The sequence below is a fragment of the Flavobacterium sp. MR2016-29 genome, assembly GCF_015350695.1.
GTDB lineage: Bacteria > Bacteroidota > Bacteroidia > Flavobacteriales > Flavobacteriaceae > Flavobacterium.
On sequence record NZ_JADKPU010000004.1, the window covers coordinates 177586 to 201305 of the forward strand.

General features: G+C 33.6%; 22 protein-coding genes and 1 pseudogene. 9 read left to right on the forward strand and 14 right to left on the reverse strand.

All coding sequences use genetic code 11. From position 1 onward, the window contains the following. Window positions 1-61: 61 nt before the first annotated feature. The gene (locus IR010_RS11470) at window positions 62-1939 is read right to left on the reverse strand and encodes a sodium:solute symporter family protein (protein ID WP_194569093.1); all 1878 of its coding nucleotides are present in this window, start codon (window positions 1937-1939) and stop codon (window positions 62-64) included. 38 nt (window positions 1940-1977) lie between these two features. Next, entirely contained in the window at window positions 1978-4221 is a 2244-nt protein-coding gene (locus tag IR010_RS11475) for a GH92 family glycosyl hydrolase (RefSeq protein WP_194603904.1), read from the reverse strand. Between the two features lie 121 nt (window positions 4222-4342). On the opposite strand from IR010_RS11475, the gene IR010_RS11480 reads away from it, so the two are divergent. Then, complete coding sequence (locus tag IR010_RS11480) at window positions 4343-5401, forward strand: sensor histidine kinase (protein WP_029273075.1); 1059 nt, start codon at window positions 4343-4345, stop codon at window positions 5399-5401. Window positions 5402-5476: 75 nt separating this feature from the next. Beyond that, on the forward strand, window positions 5477-6190 hold the full coding sequence (locus IR010_RS11485; RefSeq protein WP_029273074.1) for a LytR/AlgR family response regulator transcription factor: 714 nt from the start codon (window positions 5477-5479) through the stop codon (window positions 6188-6190). A gap of 420 nt (window positions 6191-6610) precedes the next feature. Here the strand turns inward: IR010_RS11485 and nagB are convergent, their stop codons facing one another. The 9 genes from nagB to IR010_RS11530 all read right to left on the reverse strand — a co-directional run bounded on the left by nagB (window position 6611) and on the right by IR010_RS11530 (window position 16096). After that, complete coding sequence (gene nagB / locus IR010_RS11490) at window positions 6611-8524, reverse strand: glucosamine-6-phosphate deaminase (RefSeq protein ID WP_194603907.1); 1914 nt, start codon at window positions 8522-8524, stop codon at window positions 6611-6613. A gap of 140 nt (window positions 8525-8664) precedes the next feature. Then, window positions 8665-10764: an alpha-L-fucosidase gene (locus IR010_RS11495; protein ID WP_194603910.1), complete on the reverse strand. Its 2100-nt coding sequence runs from the start codon at window positions 10762-10764 to the stop codon at window positions 8665-8667. Window positions 10765-10973: 209 nt separating this feature from the next. Continuing rightward, the gene (locus tag IR010_RS11500) at window positions 10974-11795 is read right to left on the reverse strand and encodes a phospholipase A (RefSeq protein WP_194603914.1); all 822 of its coding nucleotides are present in this window, start codon (window positions 11793-11795) and stop codon (window positions 10974-10976) included. 187 nt (window positions 11796-11982) lie between these two features. Beyond that, entirely contained in the window at window positions 11983-12633 is a 651-nt protein-coding gene (locus tag IR010_RS11505; protein ID WP_194603917.1) for an NAD(P)H-binding protein, read from the reverse strand. Between the two features lie 341 nt (window positions 12634-12974). Then, window positions 12975-13799 carry a DJ-1/PfpI/YhbO family deglycase/protease gene (locus tag IR010_RS11510; RefSeq protein ID WP_194603921.1) on the reverse strand — a complete coding sequence of 275 codons (825 nt, stop codon included), beginning with the start codon at window positions 13797-13799 and terminating at the stop codon, window positions 12975-12977. 51 nt (window positions 13800-13850) lie between these two features. Next, a complete protein-coding gene (locus tag IR010_RS11515; protein WP_194603924.1) occupies window positions 13851-14588 on the reverse strand; it encodes a putative quinol monooxygenase in 738 nt (245 codons plus the stop codon). Between the two features lie 11 nt (window positions 14589-14599). Then, window positions 14600-14818, reverse strand: a complete 219-nt coding sequence (locus IR010_RS11520) for a 2TM domain-containing protein (RefSeq protein ID WP_194603927.1) — start codon at window positions 14816-14818, stop codon at window positions 14600-14602. A gap of 24 nt (window positions 14819-14842) precedes the next feature. Next, the gene (locus tag IR010_RS11525) at window positions 14843-15430 is read right to left on the reverse strand and encodes an NAD(P)H-dependent oxidoreductase (protein ID WP_194569118.1); all 588 of its coding nucleotides are present in this window, start codon (window positions 15428-15430) and stop codon (window positions 14843-14845) included. 75 nt (window positions 15431-15505) lie between these two features. Further along, complete coding sequence (locus IR010_RS11530) at window positions 15506-16096, reverse strand: Crp/Fnr family transcriptional regulator (RefSeq protein WP_194569345.1); 591 nt, start codon at window positions 16094-16096, stop codon at window positions 15506-15508. Between the two features lie 399 nt (window positions 16097-16495). On the opposite strand from IR010_RS11530, the gene IR010_RS11535 reads away from it, so the two are divergent. The 6 genes from IR010_RS11535 (at window position 16496) to IR010_RS11560 (ending at window position 20694) form a co-directional block, all read left to right on the forward strand. Further along, complete coding sequence (locus IR010_RS11535; protein WP_228515146.1) at window positions 16496-17212, forward strand: VIT family protein; 717 nt, start codon at window positions 16496-16498, stop codon at window positions 17210-17212. A gap of 113 nt (window positions 17213-17325) precedes the next feature. Continuing rightward, window positions 17326-17760, forward strand: coding sequence for a thioredoxin family protein (locus IR010_RS11540; RefSeq protein WP_194603930.1), 435 nt, complete (start codon window positions 17326-17328; stop codon window positions 17758-17760). A gap of 40 nt (window positions 17761-17800) precedes the next feature. Beyond that, the gene (locus tag IR010_RS11545) at window positions 17801-18694 is read left to right on the forward strand and encodes an FAD:protein FMN transferase (protein ID WP_194603934.1); all 894 of its coding nucleotides are present in this window, start codon (window positions 17801-17803) and stop codon (window positions 18692-18694) included. Next, complete coding sequence (locus IR010_RS11550) at window positions 18691-18924, forward strand: DUF4266 domain-containing protein (protein WP_051662788.1); 234 nt, start codon at window positions 18691-18693, stop codon at window positions 18922-18924. Before IR010_RS11545 ends, IR010_RS11550 begins: the two co-directional genes overlap by 4 nt. An 18-nt stretch (window positions 18925-18942) precedes the next feature. Continuing rightward, window positions 18943-20127, forward strand: a complete 1185-nt coding sequence (locus IR010_RS11555; RefSeq protein WP_194603937.1) for a DUF3570 domain-containing protein — start codon at window positions 18943-18945, stop codon at window positions 20125-20127. Window positions 20128-20214: 87 nt separating this feature from the next. Then, entirely contained in the window at window positions 20215-20694 is a 480-nt protein-coding gene (locus tag IR010_RS11560) for a hypothetical protein (RefSeq protein WP_194603940.1), read from the forward strand. A 69-nt stretch (window positions 20695-20763) separates the two neighbouring features. On the opposite strand, the gene IR010_RS11565 is transcribed toward IR010_RS11560, so the two are convergent. Next, window positions 20764-21816 carry an alpha/beta hydrolase gene (locus IR010_RS11565; protein ID WP_194603943.1) on the reverse strand — a complete coding sequence of 351 codons (1053 nt, stop codon included), beginning with the start codon at window positions 21814-21816 and terminating at the stop codon, window positions 20764-20766. Window positions 21817-22049: 233 nt separating this feature from the next. Then, window positions 22050-22277, reverse strand: a pseudogene (locus tag IR010_RS11570) (helix-turn-helix domain-containing protein); the annotation flags it as partial. Between the two features lie 87 nt (window positions 22278-22364). Between IR010_RS11570 and IR010_RS11575 the strand changes: the two are divergent. Then, window positions 22365-22907 carry a hypothetical protein gene (locus IR010_RS11575; RefSeq protein WP_194603946.1) on the forward strand — a complete coding sequence of 181 codons (543 nt, stop codon included), beginning with the start codon at window positions 22365-22367 and terminating at the stop codon, window positions 22905-22907. A gap of 308 nt (window positions 22908-23215) precedes the next feature. On the opposite strand, the gene IR010_RS11580 is transcribed toward IR010_RS11575, so the two are convergent. After that, window positions 23216-23716: a DUF4411 family protein gene (locus IR010_RS11580; RefSeq protein WP_194603948.1), complete on the reverse strand. Its 501-nt coding sequence runs from the start codon at window positions 23714-23716 to the stop codon at window positions 23216-23218. Window positions 23717-23720 lie beyond the last annotated feature (4 nt).

Here is a 23720-nt window from a genome sequence, read left to right on the forward strand (position 1 = left end):
CACATTTGAAACCTATGTTTCTATGTGTTAAATATTCTAATTGACTAATTTTCTAATTTGACTAATCTTCTATTCTGCGAACTTTATCCAGCCATGTAAATTTCAAAATGGTTGTCGTCACTAAAAAGACAATTAATGCTGTAATTGCTTTTGGATAATCTCTGATGATGAAAAATATCGGAAGCAGGATCATGCTTGACTGCCACACAATTCCGATGGCACAGTTCAGCATATCTTTCCAGAAATCATTATTTTTTTCGAAAGTCTGATCTTCTAATTTTAATGTTTTGTAAACCGGATTCCACCAGCCCCAAGGTCTGACATTAGTGTAGAAAGATTTCAGCACTTCAATATCTGTTGGCTTGCTTAAGAAAGTTCCTAAAAGACAGCCTAAAATAGAGAAACCAAATATTAATGGAAACAGATAAATAGCTTGCACTTGTGCTAAATCGTATAAAAATGATCCTTCGGATAAACTTCCTTTGGCTTGACCTAAAGCAAATTGTAAAGATGCTACAATTAAACCGGCGAACATTCCCCAGAAATAACCCCAGCCATTAAATCTCCACCAAATCCATTTTAAGAAATTGGCAGCTACGTAACCTCCATACAAAGCACTTGTAATCCAAAGCGTTAATGAATTAATTGAGTCAGCGAAGAATCCCATGAAAACGCCTAAACCAACAACTAAGAAAGAAGAAATCTGACTTACTTTTATATAATGTGCATTTGTTGCAACCGGTTTGAAATATTTTTTATAAATATCATTTACAATATAAGCTGGTCCAGCGTTTACGAATGCTGAAAATCCAGACATAAAAGCAGCTAATAAACCTGCAAGAAGAATTCCTTTTATTCCAACCGGAATATATAAATTTACCACTTTTGGCATCAATAATTCTAAGTCCGCTCCGGTTAAAGCTGTGTTGGCATTTAATTCTGGGGCTAAGTTTACCAAAGCAATAACTACAATTCCGGTAATTAATAAATATCGTGGAATGAATAAAATCAAGTTGGTAAAACCGCTCATATACGCTGCTTCTTTTACTGATTTAGTAGACAGCACTCGTTGTAAATCATAACTTGGTGTTGGACCTGCGATACTGGCAAAAAACCCTTTGAATAAAGTCATTCCGATAAAAGCACCAAACATTTTGTAACCTTCAGAATCAATTAAGTTATTGAAGGTTTGAAATTTATCACTCCATTGGGTTTCAAACTGCCATCCAAAAAAAACATTTTTCCACTCCTCGGTAATAACCGAATTTATTTGAAGATCTGTATAATTAATAAAAGCGTAACCGGCAATCAAAACTCCTGCGATAATCATAATTAGATATTGCACAACTTCTGTAGCAACAACCGAAAACATGCCGCCTTTAACCGTGTAAATTGTAGTTAAAAGTATAATGATCAACGCATACGAGCGCTCTGAAGTCAGCAAAATTAAATCACCGTAATGAAGCGTTAAATCCCAAGGAAGAATGATGGTTACAAATTTTCCAATTCCTTCAAAAAAGTAAGCAATAAAACCAATTGTAGAAATGATGGCAAAAATAGCCACAATAATATGAGAAGCTTTTCCGGCTCTGTCGCTTCCAAAACGGGTTAAAATCCACTCAGAACCTGTCATTACTTTTGATCTTCTAATCCAAACGGCCAGAAACATCATTACAAAAATCTGATTCCATATTGGCCAAAGCCACATAAACATGAAACTTTTTACTCCGTATAAAAACAAAACTCCAATCATCCAGGAAGTTCCTGAAACATCAAACATACCTGAACCATTGCTCAGTCCTAAAAAATACCATTTAATTGTTTTTCCGCCTAGGAAATAATCATCTAATCCTTTTGATGCTTTTCTTGAAATCCAAATTCCTATTCCTACTGAGAGCAGTATATAAGCTACGATGATTGATACGTCAATGATATCCATTAATTTATGTTTGTTTATTGGTTAGTTACGTGGTTAAATTATTTTTTTATTCCCCAGTTTTTATTGGGTGTGGCTCCCATTACAAAATGCAAAATTCCTCCTTCTGTTATTTGCTTGTGTGTTATTACTGTTTTATCGAATACAGCTCCGTTTAGCGTCGCCGATTGGATATAAAAGTTTTTATCAGAAACATTTTCTGCTTCAATAACAAATGTTTTACCGCCTTCCAGATTTATTGTTGCTTTTTCAAAAATCGGACTTCCTATTTCATATTCTCCTGAAGCAGGATTCATGGGATATAATCCCATTGAACTGAAGACATACCAAGCCGACATTTGGCCACAGTCTTCATTGCCGCTTAATCCGTTTGGCGTTGTGTTGTATTGTGTATCTAAAATATGACGAACCCAATATTGCGTTCTCCAAGGCTGATTGGCATGATTAAACATATAGGCAATGTGGTGACTTGGCTCGTTTCCGTGCGCATATTGACCTATTAATCCTGAAATATCTGCTGAAACATTGCTTCCTGTAATTTCTGAGCTTTCGGTAAACAATTGTTCTAGACGTTTCGCAAAAAGTTCATTACTTCCGTGAAGCGAAATAAAATCATCAACATTTTGCGGTACAAACCAACTGTGCTGCCAAGCATTTCCCTCAGTATAATCAGTGTGTTCTCTGTGGTTAGAATGCTTTGGATCGAAAGGTTCGTTCCATGATTTCCCGTCTTCAGATTTTCCTCTCATAAATCCTGTTTTCGAATCAAATAAATGCTGATACGCTTTTGAACGATTTAAAAAGAATTGATAATCTTCAGTTTTACCTAAAGCTTTTGCCATTTGCGCAACACACCAATCGTCATAAGCATATTCTAAAGTGATAGTAACTGATTCATCTAATAAGTTATACGGAATATAACCGTATTTTTTGTAGAAGTTCAAACCGCGTTCGTCTTGCATCATTGTTGCTTTCATTGCTGAAAATGCTTTTTCGGCATTAAAACCTTTGATTCCTTTTAAGTATGCGTCAACAATTACCGGAATGGAATGATATCCTGTCATTGTATTCGTTTCATTGGCGTAGAGTGTCCAAACCGGTAATATTTTTTTTGTATCGTAATAAGCTAACATCGAGTTCACAATATCCGAAGTTTTGTCTGGAGCTAATAAAGTTAAAAGAGGATTTTCGGCTCTAAAAGTATCCCATAGTGATAAGGTCGAGTAAGCGGTATAACCTTTTGCCAAAGCAATTTGATCATCCTCTTTTCTAAACTGACCGTTTTTATCACTATAGGTTACAGGGGCAACTTGAGTGTGGAACATCGCGGTATAGAAAATTGTTTTTAACGAATCTACTGGTGTTTCTACTTCAATTTTACTTAAAGCAGTATTCCATATTGTAGATGCCTGAGATTTTGCAGTATCGAAATTCGATTTTTCAGCATCTAAATTATCTTTGGCATTTGCCACACTAACAGATGACAAAGCCACTTTTACGAATAATTCATTAGAATTTTTCGCATCAAAAAATAATTGTGCAGATGAATTTTCTCCTGCTGCAGTATTTCCTGAAATTATTTGTTTATTAGCAAACAAAACCGATTCTGAAATAGGTTTTGAAAATTTTGCCACAAAAAATACTTTTTGATTTTTTGCCCAGCCCGAACTAAAACGGTAACCGCTTATCGTGTATTCGTCTTCAATAGTAAGACCTGTTTTTAACGTTTTATCCCAATTTATGGCAAATCCTAAATCGATAATAACAGATTGTTTGTCGTTTTTTGCGAAGGTATATTTATGATACGCTGTTCTTTGCGAAGAAGTTAATTCTACATTGATTTTAGGATCTTCAAGAAAAACTTGGTAAGAGCCCGGTGTTGCTTTTTCGTTAGCATGACTGTATTTTGATTTATAAGGTAATTGATCTCTTGAAGTTGTTTTTAATGTTAAATCGGCTTTTTTGTTTGTCGGCATAAATAAGATGTCTGCCAAATCTCCAATTCCTGTTCCGCTTAGATGTAAATGACTGAAGCCAGACACTATAGAATCAGAATAATGATATCCTGAACACCAGTCCCAGCTCGAAATTCCGTTGTCTGGACTCAGCTGAACCATTCCAAAAGGAACAGTAGCGCCGGGATAAGTATGCCCGTGCCCGCCAGTTCCGATAAAAGGATCGACATGATCTGCAAAAAAGGTTTTTTGATGCTTATTTTTGTTTACATTAATTTTGCAACTTGCAGCCAAAATGACAAACAAAACAAGCAGTGTAAAATTCTTCATATAAAACAATCTTAATTTAACTTTAAATTTATGTAAATTGAACTTTTATTAAAATTAATTTAGACGGACGACACATTAACTTAGATAAACATCAAAAAAAGTCACAAAACATACTATTATTATGAATTTCAATTCTGGCAAATTATATCGCATACCATTGCATTATCACATCATCTTTTGGCTTACTTATTTTCTATTCAATACTTTTCGCTGGGGAAGTTATTTTAATGATTATTTGTATTCTTTAAAGACAAATTTGCTGGGTTTTCCAATTCACATGACACTATGTTATCTAAACCTTTTAATCTTTATGCCGTATCTGGTTTATCGAAAAAAATACGTGCTTTATGTGCTTTCTGTTTTGTCGGCAATATTTTTAATGGTCATCCTAAAATTCAACCTTACTTATTTGCTGATCACCCATGATGTCTGGCCTGAAGGACCACAGACAATCGACAAACTAACTCTTAATTATACGATCGACATGATGATGGGTGAGCTTTATGTCATAACATTTGTTACTGCAATTAAAATAACATTAGACTTTTTGAAAGAACAAAAAAGGGTAACCGATCTTGAAAAATCCCAGCTCGAAACCGAATTGCTTTTCTTAAAATCTCAAATTTCTCCTCATTTTTTCTTTAATACGCTTAATAATATTTATTCTTTATCTGTAGAAAAATCAAACAAAACACCTAAAATTGTTCTCAAGCTTTCTGAATTAATGCGCTATATGCTTTACGATACAAAAAGCAAAAGACAATCTTTAGAGAATGAAATCCTTTGTATTCAAAATTATTTGGACTTAGAAAGAATCAGAAATGATGAGCGGCTAGAAGTAAATATGTCTGTTTCTGGAGATATTCATGACAAAGAAATTGCTCCTATTATATTATTGACTTTTATTGAAAATGCATTTAAACATGGTGTAAACAAAAACACCGGAAAAGTGATTATTGATATTAATTTTAAAGTTAAGGGCGATTTTCTTCACTTTACTATTTCGAACCCAACGCCAGAAATTACGCACCACAAAGACAATTTTAACAAGTCAAGTGGTATAGGCATTGAGAACGTTAAGAAAAGATTAGAATTAGGTTATAATAAAAGTGACTATAAGCTTTCTTTTAAAGATAAAAAGAATATTTTTGTCGTAAAGCTTGTGATAAAAGTAACCTAAACAACCTAAAGCTACTTTTACTCGTATATATATTATCTGCTAAATTGTGTCGCTCAAATTACTAAGACTATAGAAATGAAAATAAATTGTTTGATTATTGACGATGAGCCTTTGGCGATCAATGTTATTAAAAATTATTTAGAGCCGATTGAAAATTTTGAGGTAATAAATACTTTCAGTAACCCAATCGAAGGCTTAAATTTTTTGAAAAACAACAAAGTTGATGTAATTTTTCTTGATATTAACATGCCAGTCCTTGACGGTATTAATTTTATAAAAAGTCTAGAAAATCCGCCAATACTTATTATTACGAGCGCTTATAGTCAATTTGCGATAGAAACTTACGAATTAGATGTTTTAGATTATTTAGTAAAACCTATTGAATTTCCGAGGTTAATGAAAACGCTGAACAAAATCAGCAAAAGATTAAACACCAACAGCACCCTTCCGCAGGAAAACAATCCTGAAAGCCCTTTTATTTTTGTGAAGATTGACAAAAAGAGAATGAAAAAGATTTTCTTCAATGAAATTTTAGTGATCGAAAGCTTAAAGGATTATTTAAAAATAAACACCTTAACCGGAAAATACATTATTCACAGCACTTTATCTGATTTTACTGATTTACTGCCAGAAAGAAATTTTTTAAGAATACACAGATCTTACACGATTGCTATTGATAAAATCGACGCAGTTGAAGGAAACAGCATCGAAATTGAAGGTCTAAGATATGTAATTGGAAGATCGTATATTGATCATGTAAAGCAAAGAATTTTGAATTCTTCTATATAGTATTTAACCGCAAAGTGCGCTACGATTCACGCAAGGTTCGCTAAGTTTATCATAAAGCTTTGCGAACTTTTTTATACTCCTTTTCTAAGACTAAGCAAAAAACCTTAGTGCTCTTTGCGGTAAAACTACGCCACGTATAAAAACAAAAAATCATCCTGAGCGAAGTAGAAGGATATCACCAGAAGCTCTACATAGATTGTCGATTTACGTTGCGGTCCTTCGACTTCGCTCAGGATGACATAAAGACGTAAAAATTCTCTGCGTTTCTTTGCGAAACCTTAGCGCTCTTTGCGGTTAAATTTCTTTACATTACATCTCAATACAAAACAAAAAAAAATGCAGCCACCACAGCTGCATTTTCAAGTTGGTAACTAACCAAATAAACCACATGAAATAGCCTATTTTATCGTAAAGATTACATTAGAAAAAATATCTCTTAAATGCTTCGATAGCCGAATAATCTGCTAAACCTAAAGCGTGATATTTTTCTGCAGTCAATCTGTTTCTGTCTTCTACTCTAACCCAGAATTCTCTGCTGTCATCGCCTTGAAACATCACTCCATCTTTTTGAGACTGGTGATAGAAAATAGCATGACGTTTTTTAAGAACTTGATCTGGGCTCATGGGTACCGCCATTTCAATTTGGTACGATTCCCATTCATGCCAAGCACCTCTGTAAAGCCAAACCCAGCAGTCATCCATATAACTGTTGTGTTTTAATCTTTTTAGTGCTTCGAATAAACTGTCCAGACATACTTTATGTGTTCCGTGCGGATCTGCTAAATCTCCGGCAGCATAAATCTGGTGCGGTTTTATTCTTTCGATAATATCACACATGATTTGTATATCAGCTTCTCCCAGATTATTTTTCTTAACCGTACCTGTTTCATAAAAAGGCAGATCTAAAAAATTAACATTAGAATCTGGCAAACCTAAATATCGTGTTGCGGCAAGCGATTCGCTTCTTCTTATCAATCCTTTTAATTTTCTAACTTCTAGTGAATCGATATCATTTCCTTTCTTACTTTTCAAAAAACTTATGATATTTTCTGATTCAGCGGAATTTGCATTTAATGCCTTAGATATTTCAGCAAATTTTAAAGCTTCTTCGTTTGAAACCGCAATATTTCCTGAGGTTTGATATGCAATATGAACATCATGACCTTGCTCTACAAGTCGGTCAAAAGTTCCTCCCATCGAAATCACATCATCATCCGGATGCGGACTAAAAATGATAATTCTTTTTCTTTCTGGATTCGCGCGTTCCGGTCTGTAGGTATCGTCTGCATTAGGTTTTCCTCCTGGCCAGCCTGTAATGGTTTGTTGCATTTTGTTGAACATTTTAATATTCAAATCGTATGCAGTTCCTTCTTCAGTTAAAACGCTCGACATTCCGTTGTCGTTATAATCTTTGTCTGTCAGTTTAAGGAAAGGTTTTTTAGTCAATTCACTTAACCAAGCTACGGCTTTCAGTTTTAGCTCATCTGTCCAAACTACTGATTTTACCAACCAAGGCGTTTTTACTCGAGTTAATTCTGATGACGCTTCGGTATCTAAAACAAAAGTTGTGTTGTTGTGCTGTTGTAAATACGTAGCCGGAACTCGAGATGAAATTTCGCCTTCGATTGTTTTCTTTATAATTTCTGCTTTGCTGATTCCCCATCCAAGAAGTACAATTCTTTTGGCATTTTTTACAGTACCAATTCCCATTGTAATAGCTTTTCGAGGTACATTATCAATACCTAAAAATGATGATGCTGCATCAGTTCGCGTTAAATGATCAAGTGTAATGCTTCTTGTTCCTGAATTAACGTGAGATCCAGGCTCATTAAACCCAATGTGTCCTGTTCTTCCAATTCCTAAAAGCTGAAAATCCAATCCGCCATAGGCTTTAATTTTCATTTCATAATCAATGCAATATTGCTGTAAATCTTCATTACTTATGTTTCCGTCTGGAATATTAATATTTTCCGGATGAATGTTAACATGATTAAAAAGATGCTCATGCATAAAATGATAATAACTCTGAATATTTTCCTTATCCATTGGGTAATATTCATCTAAATTGAAGGTTACAACATTTGCAAAACTCAATCCTTCTTCTTTATGCAATCTAACCAGTTCTTCGTAAACTTTTATTGGTGACGACCCTGTTGCTAATCCTAAAACGCAAGGTTCGCTTAACTCTTCTTTTCTTTGAATAATATTGGCTATTTCTTGAGCTACTAATATCGAAGCTTCCTGAGACGAATCGAAAATTACATTATGAATCTTCTCAAAACGGGTTTCTTCGAATTTTCCAGCTTCTTTGAAATTTATACTTTCTTTAATCATTTGCCTGTTGTTGTAATTATTTAGTATAAAATTAAATATTACATAGAGTAAATAATCAAAAATTCGACTAATAACATATAAACTTCGTTAGAAGACATAATTAGAAACTTTAAGCAAAAATATTTTAATCCAACTGTCGTTTATTGTGTTTCAATTACATTTATTTCTGCTATAGAAACTGTTGATCCCTTCCCTACTGCCGACTTGGCGACGAAACGAATATACCTTGCTTTATCTTTTTTAAACGTCTTTATCTGTTCGATTGGATTGTGTTTAATATTCGAAAATTCACCTTCTGACTGCAATTTCCAAGTCACACTATCAATACTGGTGTAGAATTCGTAATTTGAAATTAAATTAAGATTATTACCCACTTGCTGCGGTATATACGTAAAACCATTTATGTTCAATGTATTTCCCAAATCGATTATAATTTCCTGTGGCAGTTTATTAGACTCACCGCCAAAACTCCAGTCGGAATTTGGATTTCCATCAATAATTCGGTTTGCCGACTTCAAATCACCGCTTGACGCCGAAACTATTTTCCAGTTTTCTTTTGAAACACCGTATTTTGCCATTTTTACAGCACTGCTAGTATTTTCTACCGTGTTTATTGCAATCGCTTTTATTGTAACTGCTTTATTGTATCGAAACACTCCTTTATATAAAGTACTTTTTTTCATTGGATTTTTTCCGTCAAGCGAATAATAAACAGGATTTCCATCTTCCGATTTAATCGTAACATCGCCATTTTTATCACGCTGAATTTCCGGCATGCGCACAAAGGTCGGCGCATTGTAAGCCTGAATATTCGAAATCACAATATTGGCTTTAGAATCTGTAATATTTATTTTCAATGCCGATGCTGTAACTCTTTCGATTCTTAAAATTCTTTTGTAGCCAATCGTGGTTTCGTTTGCAACGGTTTTCCAGTTTCCATCTATTTTAACCTCAACATTAAAAGCTTTTACGCGCTGTCCGAGTGCGATATATTCTTGAAGCAAAATTCGATTAATTGCCGTTGGTTTATCAAATTCAAAAACAATCGAAGCTGTTTTTACATTGTCATCTGTCGCCCAATACGTATTTTTATTCCCATCAGACGTATTTTTTGCTGCAAATGCTGTGCTGTTTCCTCTAACGTTATCAGCAGAAATTTTGGTTTTTGAAAGCAATTCGGTTTTAAAATCGGCTTTAATTGTTGAAACTAATTCCTTTAATCTTGCCTCATCATTTTCATGAACCAAACCTCTTTTATCAACCGGAAGATTTAATAATAAAGTAGCATTTCGACCAATTGATTCATAGTAAATATCGACCATTTCATCTAGCGGACGGACTTTGTCATCTTCAACAGCATGATAAAACCAGCCCGGTCTGATCGAAACATCGGCTTCGCCCGGAACCCATTTTTCTCCATCTTCATGACCCGACATGAATTCAGTATAATGCACTTTTCCAGCCAATTCATCTTTTTGGCGTAAAAGAGCCCAATTTGTTTTTCCGGCACGGCCTTCCTCATTTCCAATCCATCGAGCTTCTGAAGGACCAACTCCCCAAACCAAAGTTTTAGGAGCAGTTTTATAAATCAATTCATAGGTTTCATCCCAATTGTAATATTCCAGTGTATTGATTTTTCGAGTTTCATTTGCACCGCCATAGTAACCGTCTCCACCGTTTGCACCATCAAACCACATTTCAAAAACATCTCCGTAATTTGTAAGCAGCTCTTTTAGCTGATTTCTGAAATACGTAACATATTCTGGTTTTCCATAATCAGCGCGATTTCTATCCCACGGCGAAAGATATAATCCCAATTTTAAGTTGTATTCTTTACAAGCGGCGGCTAATTCTTTCACTAAATCACCTTTTCCATTTTTCCAAGGAGAATTTTTTACCGAACGTTCTGTATAAGCAGACGGCCACAAACAAAATCCATCGTGGTGCTTTGCAACCAAAATAATTCCTTTCATACCTGCTTCTTTCACAACGCGCGCCCATTGACGAACATCTAAATTTGTGGGATTAAAAAGCGCTGGAGATTCATCCCCATAACCCCACTCTTTATTCGTAAATGTATTTAATGAAAAATGCACAAAAGCATAAAATTCCATTTCCTGCCAGTCAATTTGTTTTTGTGTTGGCAACGGACCAAAAGGCTTTGGAACATTTGCCAATTCCTGAGAATATATTGGTGCTGTTATAAAAAGAAAACTTAGTAATAGAAAAATATTTTTCATTAAGGGTCGATTAATATTTTGTTAGCAAGTGAATTAAAATATAAATTTAAAGTAAATCAACATTGTATTTCATACTATTTCGACCAATAACATTTTTGAGCGCATATTGGGAAAATTATAAAACCAGTTTTTTTACGAACAGGTATAAAAAACAAAAAACCACTTCATTAGAGTGGTTTTGGTAAAATATATTTTTATGATTTAGAAATTTAAAAAATACCCATATTTTGAGGTTTTATTGTAAATCCTAAACGCAGCATACTTTTATGTTCTTGGTAATCTATTAAACTTTCTGTATACCCAACAAACCATTGAAGTGTTAGATAGTAATTCTCATTTTTGTACGGCCTCCAATTTACCTGTGTCTGCAAGGACCCGTAATTAATAAGACCGCTTCCTTTTCTAAAAAGAATATCTGCGCTCCATCGTCCCGGCTGTATCTGATATGTTGCACTTGCTTCGCCATAACCTACATATTTGGTAAGCTCCGGATTGTCTTCTTTGTCAACAATCGGAATCCATCCTCTGATTCCCACAATCCATCTTGGAGAAATTTGTGATTTTAATGAAAAGGCCAGCATATTCCAAGTTCTGGAATAAATTGAATCTCTCCCATTTGACTCATGTTCTAGTGAAATTGTTCCATAAGTCAGTCTTCCGCCTTTTAAATAAAATGGGCGAACGATGGCAACACCCGGATTAAAATTAAGTTCTGAAAATGGCTTTGAGCTGGCATAAATATCCCAAAAGGCTTTTTGTGTATACATCAAATACGGAAAGAAACCGCCCCACAAAGGTTTTGACTTCAATCTTAATTTAAAACTTACTTGATATTTTACATCAGCATTATCGCGAGTAATGTCGGTATTTATGGGTACGCCTGTTAAAAAATAATTGTCTTTGTGAACAGAAAAACTTGGTTCCTTTAACAGCGAATCTGCAGCACGGAAGTTTTTTTTAGGCTCTAAAATTTGTGCATTTATATTGATTGAAAACAAAATCAAACAAAGCAATAGATATTTAAAATACATTCTTATAGTTTAAGTTGAGGCTTATATTTAAGCTTTTAAAATAAAAGTAATGTATTTTAATCTCTGGCATTAACTCAAAAAAAAAGAGAGTTAACCCAATAAATATAAGCCCTTTAATCAATCAAAACTAATCGAATATTACTAGTTTATAAAGACTTCATAATCATAAATTTAGAAGTAAATTACATTAGATAGATTTACCAAAATTAAATATTTCTTCAAGCTGAATTATAGAGGTTCCTTTAGGCAATATTTTTGGCGCCTTTGCTAATTTTTCTGCCAAAATCGCTGTTGGCAACGGTTTAAATTTTCTAAATAAACCTATTGCGTTGATCATATTTAATAGCTTCGCAATTATCTTTTCACCAAGACGGTCTGTATCTTTTCTTAAAAGCAGTCCCGGTTTAAAAATAATATACTGCTCAAAATCAAGTGCAGCAATTTTATCTTCAAGTTCTCCTTTTATTTGAGAATAAAAAACCTTGCTTTGCGAAGAAGCACCATAAGCAGACAATAAAACGACCGAAGATAGACCGTTTTCTTTGGCTAATTTGGCAAAAGCTGCGGGAATTTCATAATCTATTTTCCTTTGATTCTCTTTTGAACCGGCGGCTTTTAGAGTTGTTCCCAAACACGAAAAAAGGACATCGCCAACAATCAAATCTTTATATGCCTCTATATTAGAAAAGTCAATAATATGTTCTACAAGCTTCGGATTTTGTTTTCCTGTTGATCTTCGAACAAAAATTGTAACAGTTGTATAATCTTTGTCTGCCAAGAGTTCATCAACTAGAAATTCTCCTGTCGAACCTGTTGCGCCAATAATTAATGCTTTCATAGTATTAAATTTCTAAATAATAATTTCTAATATATATAGGTAATTTAAACCCAATACACCGCCAGCACTCATCGCTCTAAAAATAAGATTATGCTTTTTATAAAAAGACGACTTCGGCAATTTCGTATAGCTGACTATTAATGCGTTTTGAAATCCTTTTGTTGTTTTACTGAGAATAAAAATCTATATAAAAATAAACAAAATTTGAATATAAACTGAAACAGCAATACTTGACTGCTTTTGTGTTCAAAGTATTTCCCTGAATTTATTTTAAAGAATTCAGGGAAATATTAACTTTTTAAGATTAAATAGTTGGTGCAACTTTTAGATCAGAATCCTTATTACTTTTTAATTAACCAACTTTCAACAGCTTTTGAAAAATCTGCCACATCAATCGGATGTCTGCTGGTTATGATATTTCCGTCAGTTACTACTGTTTCTTCTAATACCTTACCTCCGGCATTTTTTAAATCCACTTGAATGTTCCAATATCCTGTTAGTTTTCTTCCTTTCAAAATATCGGCAGATGCTAAAACTACTGGAGCATGACAGATAGCAGCAATTAATTTTCCGGATTTATTGAAATCCTGAATGAATTTAATCACATCTTTATCGTTTCGAAGATTATCAGGATTCCAAGCGCCACCCGGAATAAATACGGCATCATAGTCGCTTACTTTTATCTGATCAGCAGTTCGATCAAATTTAATCCAGCCAACGGGCTGTAAGTATTGAATTGCCATTACATGTGTTTTTGACATCTCTGGATATACAAGTCCGTATCTTTCTGGAGCGGGATTATATTTCGGAGCCACTATTTCTACTTCTGCTCCTAATTCTTTAAAATACCATACAGGACCGGTTAATTCAATTTCCTCGAAACCATCAGCCACGATAACGGCAATTTTTTTTCCTTTTAGAGCTGATTTGTTTTTTACAGGCGTAAAAAAGAAAGACTTTAAAGCCTCATTTCCTGGAGCATCCAATAATTTTGATACGGGCATATTAACGACTGCCGACTGAGTTGATAATTTATTTACAATTTCTAACTCATTACTATAATTTGTTTTCATTTCTTTTGTTTTTACTGTTACTTGAGCTTCTACATTTGATACCGCAAGTATACTTATGATACCTGCAACGATGATTTGATTCATTTTTTTCATTTTTCTTAGATTTAATTGTTGATCATAATTTATTTAAAGTTTTATTTCTTCTTATTCACGTGTAAGCGGTGCAAATTCGATTAGAGTATGAATTCCATCCTGAAAGGGCTGCTTTTTTATATTTGTATTTAAGTAATTAATAACAGGTTGAATGGGTGGAAAATTAAGGTGATACTGGAACGCATCTTTACTTCTGAATTTTTCAAAAGTTACAAACTGAGTATTATCTTCCTTCAATTCTGATAGTTGATAGGTTACTACGCCAGACTCGTTTCGAAATTGAGGCATAGCTGTGTGGTATACATCTTTAAAATTTTCTTCTGTACCTTTCTTAGCGTCTACAAAAAGTATGATTGTAAGCTGGTCATCTTCTGTTTTGCTTGCTCTGCGCCATTGCTGTTTAGAAATGGGTTCTAAATCTTTTACATAAATTATTTTTTCAGGCTTAACTAGTGCCGCTTTTTCTAATGTTATTAATGCTTTTGAGATTGAATTGTTTTTGAATTTATCCAACTTGCTTTGATTTGTCCAACGCTCAAATAACCAAATTACAGACTTATCATCTTGTTCAAAGTAAGCTTCTGACATAATATTATCATCATTTGACAAAGATTGCAATACATAATCACCTAAGGTTTTTTGAAATTCCTGCTGATATCCCTTTTTTACTTCATAGCGCGTAATTTTTGCAACCATTTCTTCCTCTCTTTTATTTGAATTTTGTGCTATTGCTAATTTGCCAATCGAGAGAAAAAGAGTCGTAAAAATCATTACTGTTTTTGTCTTCATAATTTTGCTTTTTATTTATTTCTTTTGAAAACAAAAACGCCTAGATAATGAAAAACCAATCCTATTGCCCACGCAGCTGTTTGCCAAATTGGCCATAAATAAGTTCTGTCTGTAATAAACCATATTAACCAAATGGCCGGAATCGTCAATACAAATACTAATAAGTGAATTCTAAACCCTTTGTTTGGATTGATTTGAGCAATTGTATGCTCGTTTGCTAAATGTTTCATGATATTTGATTTTTATAATTATATTTATTTAAGTTTTTTTCCTAATTGTTCTACCTTTTTCAACCATTTACTTCGTTGATTTTCTGTTGATTTTCTCATAAAACCAAAAGTTGAAAATTTAATAGGATCAAATCCTACATAGCCAAAAACAATATTTTTGAGGATTTGATATTGAGATGCACGATAGATCAAATAGAACCACCATTTTGGTGTATCCATCGTAACTAAAAGTCTTAGGCTTTTTCCTTTTAAGAGTTTTTCTGGAAATATTTTCCCTGAATGATGTTTAAATGCAAAGTCAGGCAAAAGAATTCTGTCTATAAACCCTTTGGTAATGGCAGGCATAAAACCCCACCAGTTTGGATAAGACAAAACAACATGGTCTGCCCACTTGATAAGTTCCTGAGCATTTATCAGATCTTTTTCTAGTGGTAAAGTTTCATTCGCTTTATAACCTTCAGAAAGATTTACATTGAAATCTAATTTAGATATATAAAGGGTTTTACAGTTTGCTCCTGTACTTTCTACTCCTTTTCTGTAAGCATCTAGCAATGCATTACAAAAAGAATTTTCAGAAGGATGGCCAAGTATTAGTAAGATATTCGTTTTCATTGCAGTTCATTTAATTTGACACTGCAAAGATTTTAAATAAAGAAGAGGGGCTGCTGACACAAAAGTGTCAAAAAACTATTTATGCGCTAATTTTTGTCGAATTCTAGTAAGAGATTGTCTTTCGATACCAAGAAAGCTGCAAAGATGAGAAACAGATATTCTGTTAAATAGACCGGAATGATGTTTAATAAAATCAAGATAACGCTCTTCCGCAGTTTGAAATATGAAGCTTTCAATACGAGCCTGTTGGCGCTTTAAAATTTCTTCAGCAACTAACCGCCCATATTTTTCAAAAACCGGTAAGTTTTCATAGATCCATTGCAGGTTTTCATATGAAAGGCAAACCATGGTCGTTGGTTCTAAGCATTGAATTGAATATTGGCTTGGCTGCTGTGTTATAAAAGCAGGATAATGTGTAGCATAATCGCCTTCACTATAAAAACCTACGGTAATTTCATTTCCGTCATTGTCTACAAAAGAGGAACGCACTAATCCGCTTGCAATAAAACCAATTTCTTTTTGCACTTTGCCAAATTGAAGAAAAAAATCCTTTTTATTTAATTCTTCTAATGTAAATTTTGAAGCAAACAGAGAAAGCTCATCATCCGTTACAGCAGGGCAAATTTTCCTGACCGATTTTAAAAGTATCTCGACTCCTGGTTCCATCATACTCAATTTTAAAAAATGCCGCTAACAAAATTAAAGAATTAGATTCTAAAATTAATCTGATTTTACAACCCAAATAAAAAAGATTGATTCTAAATTCAAAATACTGTTAACAAGATACTTATCAATAAAGAATTAAAGACACTTTTTTTCATAAATTTGGTTTAGACAAGCTATTTTTCTTTGACTACAAATAGTTTTAATGAGGTACTATTTAAATTTTTAATTGTTCTTTCAAATTTAGGTTATGGAGCAGCATTCAAAAAAGCAAATTTAATAACGCATGTACTAATTGAAGAAGGAAAATTGTAAAAACAACCTCTCAGTTAAACTCTGCAACTAAAAAGTTTTGAAAGATTAGCACGATCCAAATGCTCAAAAATCTTTAAAAAATCATGAATGAATTTAATTAATATAAACCCAAATATGGAGCCTGAAAATCATTACATTAATAGAAGCGGTTGGCTGAGAGCAGCCGTGCTGGGAGCAAATGACGGAATTTTATCGACTACAAGCCTAGCAATTGGAGTAGCAGCGGCAAGTATTACAAGAGAGCCTATTTTACTTGCAGCAGTTGCAGGTTTAGTCGCAGGCGCACTGTCAATGGCTGCGGGCGAATATGTTTCGGTTAGTTCTCAGGCTGACGTAGAAACAGCCGATCTAAAGCGAGAGAAAGAAGAACTTGAAAACATGCCTGAATCGGAACTTGAAGAGTTAACACATATTTATGTGCAGCGAGGACTAAATAAAGAATTGGCAAAACAAGTTGCGATCGAATTAACAGCTCATAATGCACTCGAAGCACATGCGAGAGATGAACTTGGAATCAATGAAATTACACAGGCTAATCCTTTAATGGCGGCTTTCGCATCAGCTGTTTCATTTATTATCGGAGGATTACTGCCGCTTTTGGTCGCTATTTTTGCTCCAATAAAACAAATGGTATTTTATCAATATGGATTTTCGATACTCTTTTTAGCATTATCCGGAATACTAGCAGCCCAAGCTGGCGGATCACATACACTAAAAGCTGTATTTCGTATTTGTATTTGGGGCACATTTGCTATGGCAATGTCGGCACTAGTTGGCTATGCTTTTGGCGTTCAGACCACTTAAAAGAAGTCTATTGATTTTAGACTTAAAAAAAAATTAATCGAATCTTAAGGGATTAAAAAAAATAAGATACACAACAATTCGTTATTTCGTTATATCTAAAAACAAACTGCAAAATGAAGCTAATTACATTATTCCTATTATTAATGGTGCTTCCAATAAATTGGGAACCTGACTTTAATAATGCAAAAAAAACGGCAAAGGAAAAGCACGAATTAATTCTTTTAAACTTCTCTGGTTCAGACTGGTGCGGAACCTGTATTGTAACGCGCAAAGAATATCTTGAAAGTCAGGTATTCACAGATATGGCAAATGAAAATTTAGTATTGGTTAATGCTGATTTTCCAAGGAAAAAGAAAAACATCGGAACGCCTGAGCAAGTTAAGCGAAATGAAGGATTAGCGGAAATATACAACAAAGAAGGAAGTTTCCCTTTAACACTTCTTCTAGATGCTGATGGCAAAGTAATCAAAACTTGGCACGGAAAACCTGAAACCTCACCTGAACAATGGACTGCCGAAATAAAAGCGATCTGTGACAGTCGAAAATAACATATCAAAAAAACAAAAATATTCACAATCCCTAAAACTCATGGGAAACAACTTCACAATTACAGTGGTAGATGAAAATGAGAAAAAAGGGAATGAGAATATTAATCTCGCTATTGAAGAAATAAGGCGAATTGAAAAACTTTTGACTACTTATAAAGAAGACAGTCAGACGAACCTGATTAATGAAAATGCAGGAGTTAAACCTGTAAAAGTATATCTGGAAGTTTTTAATCTTATTGAAAGATCTGTCGGGATTTCGAAAATTACACAAGGTGCATTTGATATCTCTTACGGAAGTATCGACAAAAGTCTTTGGAATTTTGACAAAACAATGACCAAGCTTCCAGATGCCGAAACAGCTTTAAGAATGGTGCATCTTATTGATTATAGAAATATCAATTTAGACAAAGAAAAAACTACAGTATTTCTAAAAGAAAAAGGCATGCGAATTGGGTTTGGAGGTATCGGAAAAGGATATGCCGCAGAAATGGCTAAACAAATCCTAGTTAAAAATAATGTTCAAAGCGGCATTATTAATGCAAGCGGAGATCTTTGTGCGTGGGGACTACAGCCAAATGGTAAAAAATGGACTATTGGCGTGGCAAATCCAGATGCTCCAACTGGTGCATTTTCGTATATGGAAATATCCAATAAAGCAGTAGCAACCTCTGGCAACTATGAAAAGTTCGTAACCATTAATGGCAAAAAATATTCGCATACCATTGACCCAAAAACAGGGCTGCCAATAACCGGAATTAAAAGTGTTACCATTATCGCTTCTAATGCAGAATTTGCAGATGCAATGGCAACTCCAATAGCGGTTATGGGAATTAAGGCAGGCTTATTTTTAATAGATCAGATCCCTGATTTATATTGTATTATTATCGATGACAGCAATAAAATTTACACATCAAAAAACATTAACCTGAAATGAAAAAGCCAAAGCAAAAAAATCTCGTACTGTTCTGCAGCATCGCTTTTACAGCCATTCTCTTCACCTCTTGTACTTCGGTAAAAGAATACCAGAAAGGAAAAATCAACGATTCTGAAATGGTCCTTTCTAATCGAAAAATCGAAAAGACAGAACTCAGTTTTCAATCCTACCGTGAAGGAGCTTCCGGAGCAAATTCAGGAAAAAGCGGTGGTGGCTGCGGGTGCAACTAATTTTCATACGGTAAAAAAATGAAAAGAATATTCATAACAGGGTTTGCTTTATTGGCACTATTTCAGGTAAGAGCACAAAATGTTCCTACTGATTCTACCAGTTACAAAAGCAAAAAATTAAAATTGGAAGAAGTTAATCTAGTTTCGAGTTATTATAAACAGGACGGAAACAATTCTGCCGTTACTGGAGGCATTGGTTCTGAACATCTTACTGATATTGCAAATACTATTGATGTTAAATTAGTAAAATACGGAGAAACCGGAATTAAGCATACTTTTGATATCGAAGCTGGTATAGATCATTATACCTCAGCATCATCAGATATGATTGATTTGAGCGCAAATTCATCTGCGTCTTCTTCAGACAATCGATTCTATCCGTCTTTGACTTATTTGAGAGAAAATGAAGAAAAAGGAAGAACATTAGGGATTGGAGTTTCATCATCAACGGAGTTTGACTACCAGTCTTTTGGAGGAAATATTAGTTTCTCACAAAAAACAAAAGACAGAAACGGAGAATTTACAGCTAAATTTCAAACCTTTCTTGATCAGCTAAAACTAATAGAACCCGTTGAGCTTCGCGCGCCAGGAAGTGAAGGTTACGGCAGTGCCAACAGAAATACTTTTGCAGGAACTTTAAGTTACTCACAGGTTGTAAACAAAAACCTTCAGGTAATGCTTGTAGGAGATGTAATCAGCCAAAACGGATATCTAAGCCTTCCTTTTCATAGAGTGTATTTCGCAGATGGTTCGGTGCATCAAGAAAAAATGCCAGATACCAGATTAAAAATTCCATTGGGAATGAGGGCAAGTTATTTTTTAGGTGACAATGTAATTATTCGTGCTTATTACAGATATTATACTGACGATTGGAGCTTAAAAGCGCATACTGCCGATCTTGAAATTCCTGTGAAATTAACCCAGGCATTTTCAGTGAGTCCGTTTTATAGATATTATACGCAGACGGGAACTAAGTATTTTAAACCTTACGGAGAACATACTGCAGCTGATGAATATTACACCAGTAATTATGATTTATCTAAGTTTGACAGCAGTTTTTTTGGAATGGGTATGAAATTTACGCCTCTAAACGGAATCTTTGGACTTAAACATTGGAATACATTAGAACTCCGTTATGGGCATTATACCAGAACTACTAATATGACTTCGGATATTATTAGCATTAACATAAAATACAAATAAAAGACAATCAACAACTTATAATCTATAATAATTTTAGGCACGTTTCTTGTTTATTCTAGATATAGTAATGATTTAAAAATTGAAATTATGAAAACTTTAAAATATTTATTGATTGGAGTATTATTCCTTTCTTTTAGCTACTCTCAAGCACAGGTATCTGTTAATGTCAATATAGGCACACCACCAGCATGGGGACCTGCAGGCTACACAGATGTTCGCTATTATTATCTGCCAGATCTTGAAACCTATTATGATGTAAGCACATCAAATTATGTTTATTTAAATAACGGAAAATGGGTCAGAACCAGATCACTTCCTTCTGCTTACAGAAATTATGATCTATATAATGAATATAAAGTTGTATTGACAGATTATAGAGGAGATCGTCCTTATGATAATTTCAAAACTCATAAAGTAAAATACGGAAAAGGCTATAAAGGGCAACCTCAAAAAACAATCGGTCAAAAACCTGGCAAAGGAAATAATAAACAAGGAAAAGATAATGGTCATCACGATAATGGCAACCACAATGGAAATGGAAAAGGAAAAGGAAACGGGAAACATTAAATTTAAAAGAGGCTCAATAGAGCCTCTTTTTTTATGTTAAACTAAATATCCATTCAATATTATCATATCTTAATTACAATTTGCAATTCTCGGATTATTTAATGCACCACATTGAAAAGAATATTTACTCTGTTGATATAAGGGAGAAGGATTATCGGTTACTTCTAGTGGCGATAGTGCCTGCCCATTATAACTTGGCATTGTTACCTGCTCTTTAGACCCATTTCCGAGTGCTACATTTTTGGCTGCTGCATTTCCATTAAAACTGTAATCAATCATTGCGTCAAGTAATCTGTAAATTCCATAATAATCATATGCATCATATGAACTTTGCGTATTAGGAAGATTATGTTCTGCTGTGTAAGTAAATGTAGGTAAAACTGATTTTTTTATTAAGACAAAATCTTTTTCAGCGTTTGGAATATTTATATTTTTAAAAATATCAATTGCCAATCTATGATCATTCGTTACATCATCATTATATACTTGGGTGATCAGTTTTGTATTTTCTGGGAAACCTTGTAATTCTGCCTGTGTAATTTCATACGAATACCATTGTGCCATTGCGAAAATAAAACGTCCGTTTTGTCCCCAGCCTTCATCAATGAAGCCTCTGTGCGCTAAAGCAAAAGAAGCTCCTCCGCCAAATGAATGTCCCATGAAACCTACTTTTTTTGTATCAATTATAGCAGGATAATCGGTCACAGCTTTTTTAAAACTTTGCCATAGAGTATCGTATCTTTCTTCTACTGTCACACCTGTAGTTGGATAGGGAGCAAATACTACAACATATCCTTTCTTTGCAATAAACTCATACAATCCTATATTATATGAACTCTCTTCACCTCCGTAAGGATGCGAATAAAAAATAACAGGTTTGGGTGAAGTTATTCCTTTTGGATAAAAAATTTCAACATTTTTCCCACTATATAATGGGCTTGGAAAACTAATTTTTGCTACTTCGTAACTGCCATCAGAACCATATCCGGTTTTTGGCCTCGAAATAGGTCCTGCCAAATCATCATCTACATAACCAGAATCTTGATTTGACTCATCTGCGTCATTTTTTGAGCAGGATAGTAATAGAAACAAAGAAATAATAAGTAAAATTGGGGCTTTCATTTTAACATATTTTAAGATTATTTTAATAAGACACTTTTTCTTTAAAATGGTTTAATTTATTTTTCCAATTTAGTATAAAATAATCTATTTAGAAAATATAAAATATTGGTCTTAAAAAACGAAATTTATTTACAAAATTTAAAACTTTCAAGAATTAAATAAAACAAAAAGCCACTTCAATTGAATGGCTTTAGTGAATGCATGCGGATTCAATCTCAAAAATCTAAATATTATCAGTTAAAAGATTGCCTAAACTCTAATGGAGAGGTTTTTGTTTTAGTCTTAAAAAATTTACTAAACGATTGCGGATGTTCAAAACCAAGCTGAAAAGCCACTTGCGCCACAGATAAACTAGTCGTAGACAACAGCTCTTTAGCTTTTTCAATCACTTTAATATGTATGTGCTGTTGTGCATTATTTCCTATCAAAGAACGCAGCATATCACTTAAATAACTTGGTGAACCTCGAATTCTAGGTAGTGTTACAAACCCACGCTTTTTTTTCAATAATTTCACTTGGGGTTTTGAGTGAAAATCAATCTTAAAAACATGAGTTATTCAAAACCTAAACAACCAATTTCTGGACCCAGTGCAATTTTTACATGTGTAAGTTTCTTTTTTATTTTTCTTATTTTTAAATGTTCTTGCTCAAATACAAATGAAAACATAATTGAGATAAATAAATTAGCAAGTCCAAGCAATGCTAATTCCCAAACTGAAATTCAGTACGATCAACCAGTTAATAGTGAAGTGACTACGAATGAAGCAACAGTAGATGATCAATTTGAAGTATATAATTATATATATTCCAAGGGAGTTGTTACTAAAGCAGAAACAAATTTGCTTTTTGTTAATGGTAAAATGGATGAATTACAGATAATAAGTGATATGCCGGATGGGCAAACTGTCGAAATAAGCCTTATTAATCCAGTTAGTTTAGGTATCATTAAAGAGATGGATAGTTATATTTATACCTCGACGTCCGACAAAAATAAAGAGGTGAATGTATTTTTTCACAATGGTCGTGAAATGATAGGTATTACGCAAGGAAATAAAAGTATAATTTTCATGAATACACCAGACTACAAGTAACTTACTAAATCTATTTAAACAAAAAGTACTGTAAAATTTTATTAAGATTCATTGCAATAGGTTGGGCATTGCATTAAAAAAGCACTTACACCTTTTTTGCGCAATGCAACGAAATTTAATTATTTTACAACTTTAAAAACGTTAAAACCTTATCTACATTGCCATTAGAGGGCATTTTAAGTATAAAACGTTGCATTTTTGTTGCATCAATTTATTAATTGTTGCAAGGTTTTTAGTAAATAGTAATGAAGTTGAAAATATTGAAATAACATTTTTTAAATTATATAAAGAATAAGAAAGTAAATTAACTAGGAATCTCCAAGTTGACAATTAAATCGAATGCTTAATTCTTCAATAAATTGAAAATCATTTATACAACGAATATTCATATTCTCACAAACATTAGGGATTCTAATTCTTTTTGAATCTGATAAAGTTTTCATTTCCTTCGTAACAATTGTAGCTTTTTCATTTATTGCATGTGCTATTAACCATGGGTCAGCCAATGAACGTCCCTTAATATTGTCGACAAGTGTTTCATGTAGAGGATTGGCAGAGTAAATCTGTTGGAGACATTGCGTAACTGGTCCATCAATTTTTCTTATAACAATCTGACTTTGTTTCAACCATTTCGATAAATCATCTTCAGTTTTTAAGATTTCTTCTTTTACTGCATCAGGTAAAAATATTTTTCGTTGCTTACCTAGTTCATTTAAGATCTCCCAATATTGTGGACAAACTTTCATCGAATAATAGGAATTCCATGCCGTAATTAAAACGTTAGCATCTAAACAATATATTTCCGTCATATTT

What these genes read in the sequence shown, in the direction of transcription:
- IR010_RS11470 (WP_194569093.1), bottom strand. Translation starts at nt 1,939, where the DNA reads ATGGATATCATTGACGTATCAATCATCGTAGCTTATATACTGCTCTCA.
- IR010_RS11475 (WP_194603904.1), bottom strand. Translation starts at nt 4,221, where the DNA reads ATGAAGAATTTTACACTGCTTGTTTTGTTTGTCATTTTGGCTGCAAGT.
- IR010_RS11480 (WP_029273075.1), top strand. Translation starts at nt 4,343, where the DNA reads ATGAATTTCAATTCTGGCAAATTATATCGCATACCATTGCATTATCAC.
- IR010_RS11485 (WP_029273074.1), top strand. Translation starts at nt 5,477, where the DNA reads ATGAAAATAAATTGTTTGATTATTGACGATGAGCCTTTGGCGATCAAT.
- nagB (WP_194603907.1), bottom strand. Translation starts at nt 8,524, where the DNA reads ATGATTAAAGAAAGTATAAATTTCAAAGAAGCTGGAAAATTCGAAGAA.
- IR010_RS11495 (WP_194603910.1), bottom strand. Translation starts at nt 10,764, where the DNA reads ATGAAAAATATTTTTCTATTACTAAGTTTTCTTTTTATAACAGCACCA.
- IR010_RS11500 (WP_194603914.1), bottom strand. Translation starts at nt 11,795, where the DNA reads ATGTATTTTAAATATCTATTGCTTTGTTTGATTTTGTTTTCAATCAAT.
- IR010_RS11505 (WP_194603917.1), bottom strand. Translation starts at nt 12,633, where the DNA reads ATGAAAGCATTAATTATTGGCGCAACAGGTTCGACAGGAGAATTTCTA.
- IR010_RS11510 (WP_194603921.1), bottom strand. Translation starts at nt 13,799, where the DNA reads ATGAAAAAAATGAATCAAATCATCGTTGCAGGTATCATAAGTATACTT.
- IR010_RS11515 (WP_194603924.1), bottom strand. Translation starts at nt 14,588, where the DNA reads ATGAAGACAAAAACAGTAATGATTTTTACGACTCTTTTTCTCTCGATT.
- IR010_RS11520 (WP_194603927.1), bottom strand. Translation starts at nt 14,818, where the DNA reads ATGAAACATTTAGCAAACGAGCATACAATTGCTCAAATCAATCCAAAC.
- IR010_RS11525 (WP_194569118.1), bottom strand. Translation starts at nt 15,430, where the DNA reads ATGAAAACGAATATCTTACTAATACTTGGCCATCCTTCTGAAAATTCT.
- IR010_RS11530 (WP_194569345.1), bottom strand. Translation starts at nt 16,096, where the DNA reads ATGGAACCAGGAGTCGAGATACTTTTAAAATCGGTCAGGAAAATTTGC.
- IR010_RS11535 (WP_228515146.1), top strand. Translation starts at nt 16,496, where the DNA reads ATGAATTTAATTAATATAAACCCAAATATGGAGCCTGAAAATCATTAC.
- IR010_RS11540 (WP_194603930.1), top strand. Translation starts at nt 17,326, where the DNA reads ATGAAGCTAATTACATTATTCCTATTATTAATGGTGCTTCCAATAAAT.
- IR010_RS11545 (WP_194603934.1), top strand. Translation starts at nt 17,801, where the DNA reads ATGGGAAACAACTTCACAATTACAGTGGTAGATGAAAATGAGAAAAAA.
- IR010_RS11550 (WP_051662788.1), top strand. Translation starts at nt 18,691, where the DNA reads ATGAAAAAGCCAAAGCAAAAAAATCTCGTACTGTTCTGCAGCATCGCT.
- IR010_RS11555 (WP_194603937.1), top strand. Translation starts at nt 18,943, where the DNA reads ATGAAAAGAATATTCATAACAGGGTTTGCTTTATTGGCACTATTTCAG.
- IR010_RS11560 (WP_194603940.1), top strand. Translation starts at nt 20,215, where the DNA reads ATGAAAACTTTAAAATATTTATTGATTGGAGTATTATTCCTTTCTTTT.
- IR010_RS11565 (WP_194603943.1), bottom strand. Translation starts at nt 21,816, where the DNA reads ATGAAAGCCCCAATTTTACTTATTATTTCTTTGTTTCTATTACTATCC.
- IR010_RS11575 (WP_194603946.1), top strand. Translation starts at nt 22,365, where the DNA reads ATGAGTTATTCAAAACCTAAACAACCAATTTCTGGACCCAGTGCAATT.
- IR010_RS11580 (WP_194603948.1), bottom strand. Translation starts at nt 23,716, where the DNA reads ATGACGGAAATATATTGTTTAGATGCTAACGTTTTAATTACGGCATGG.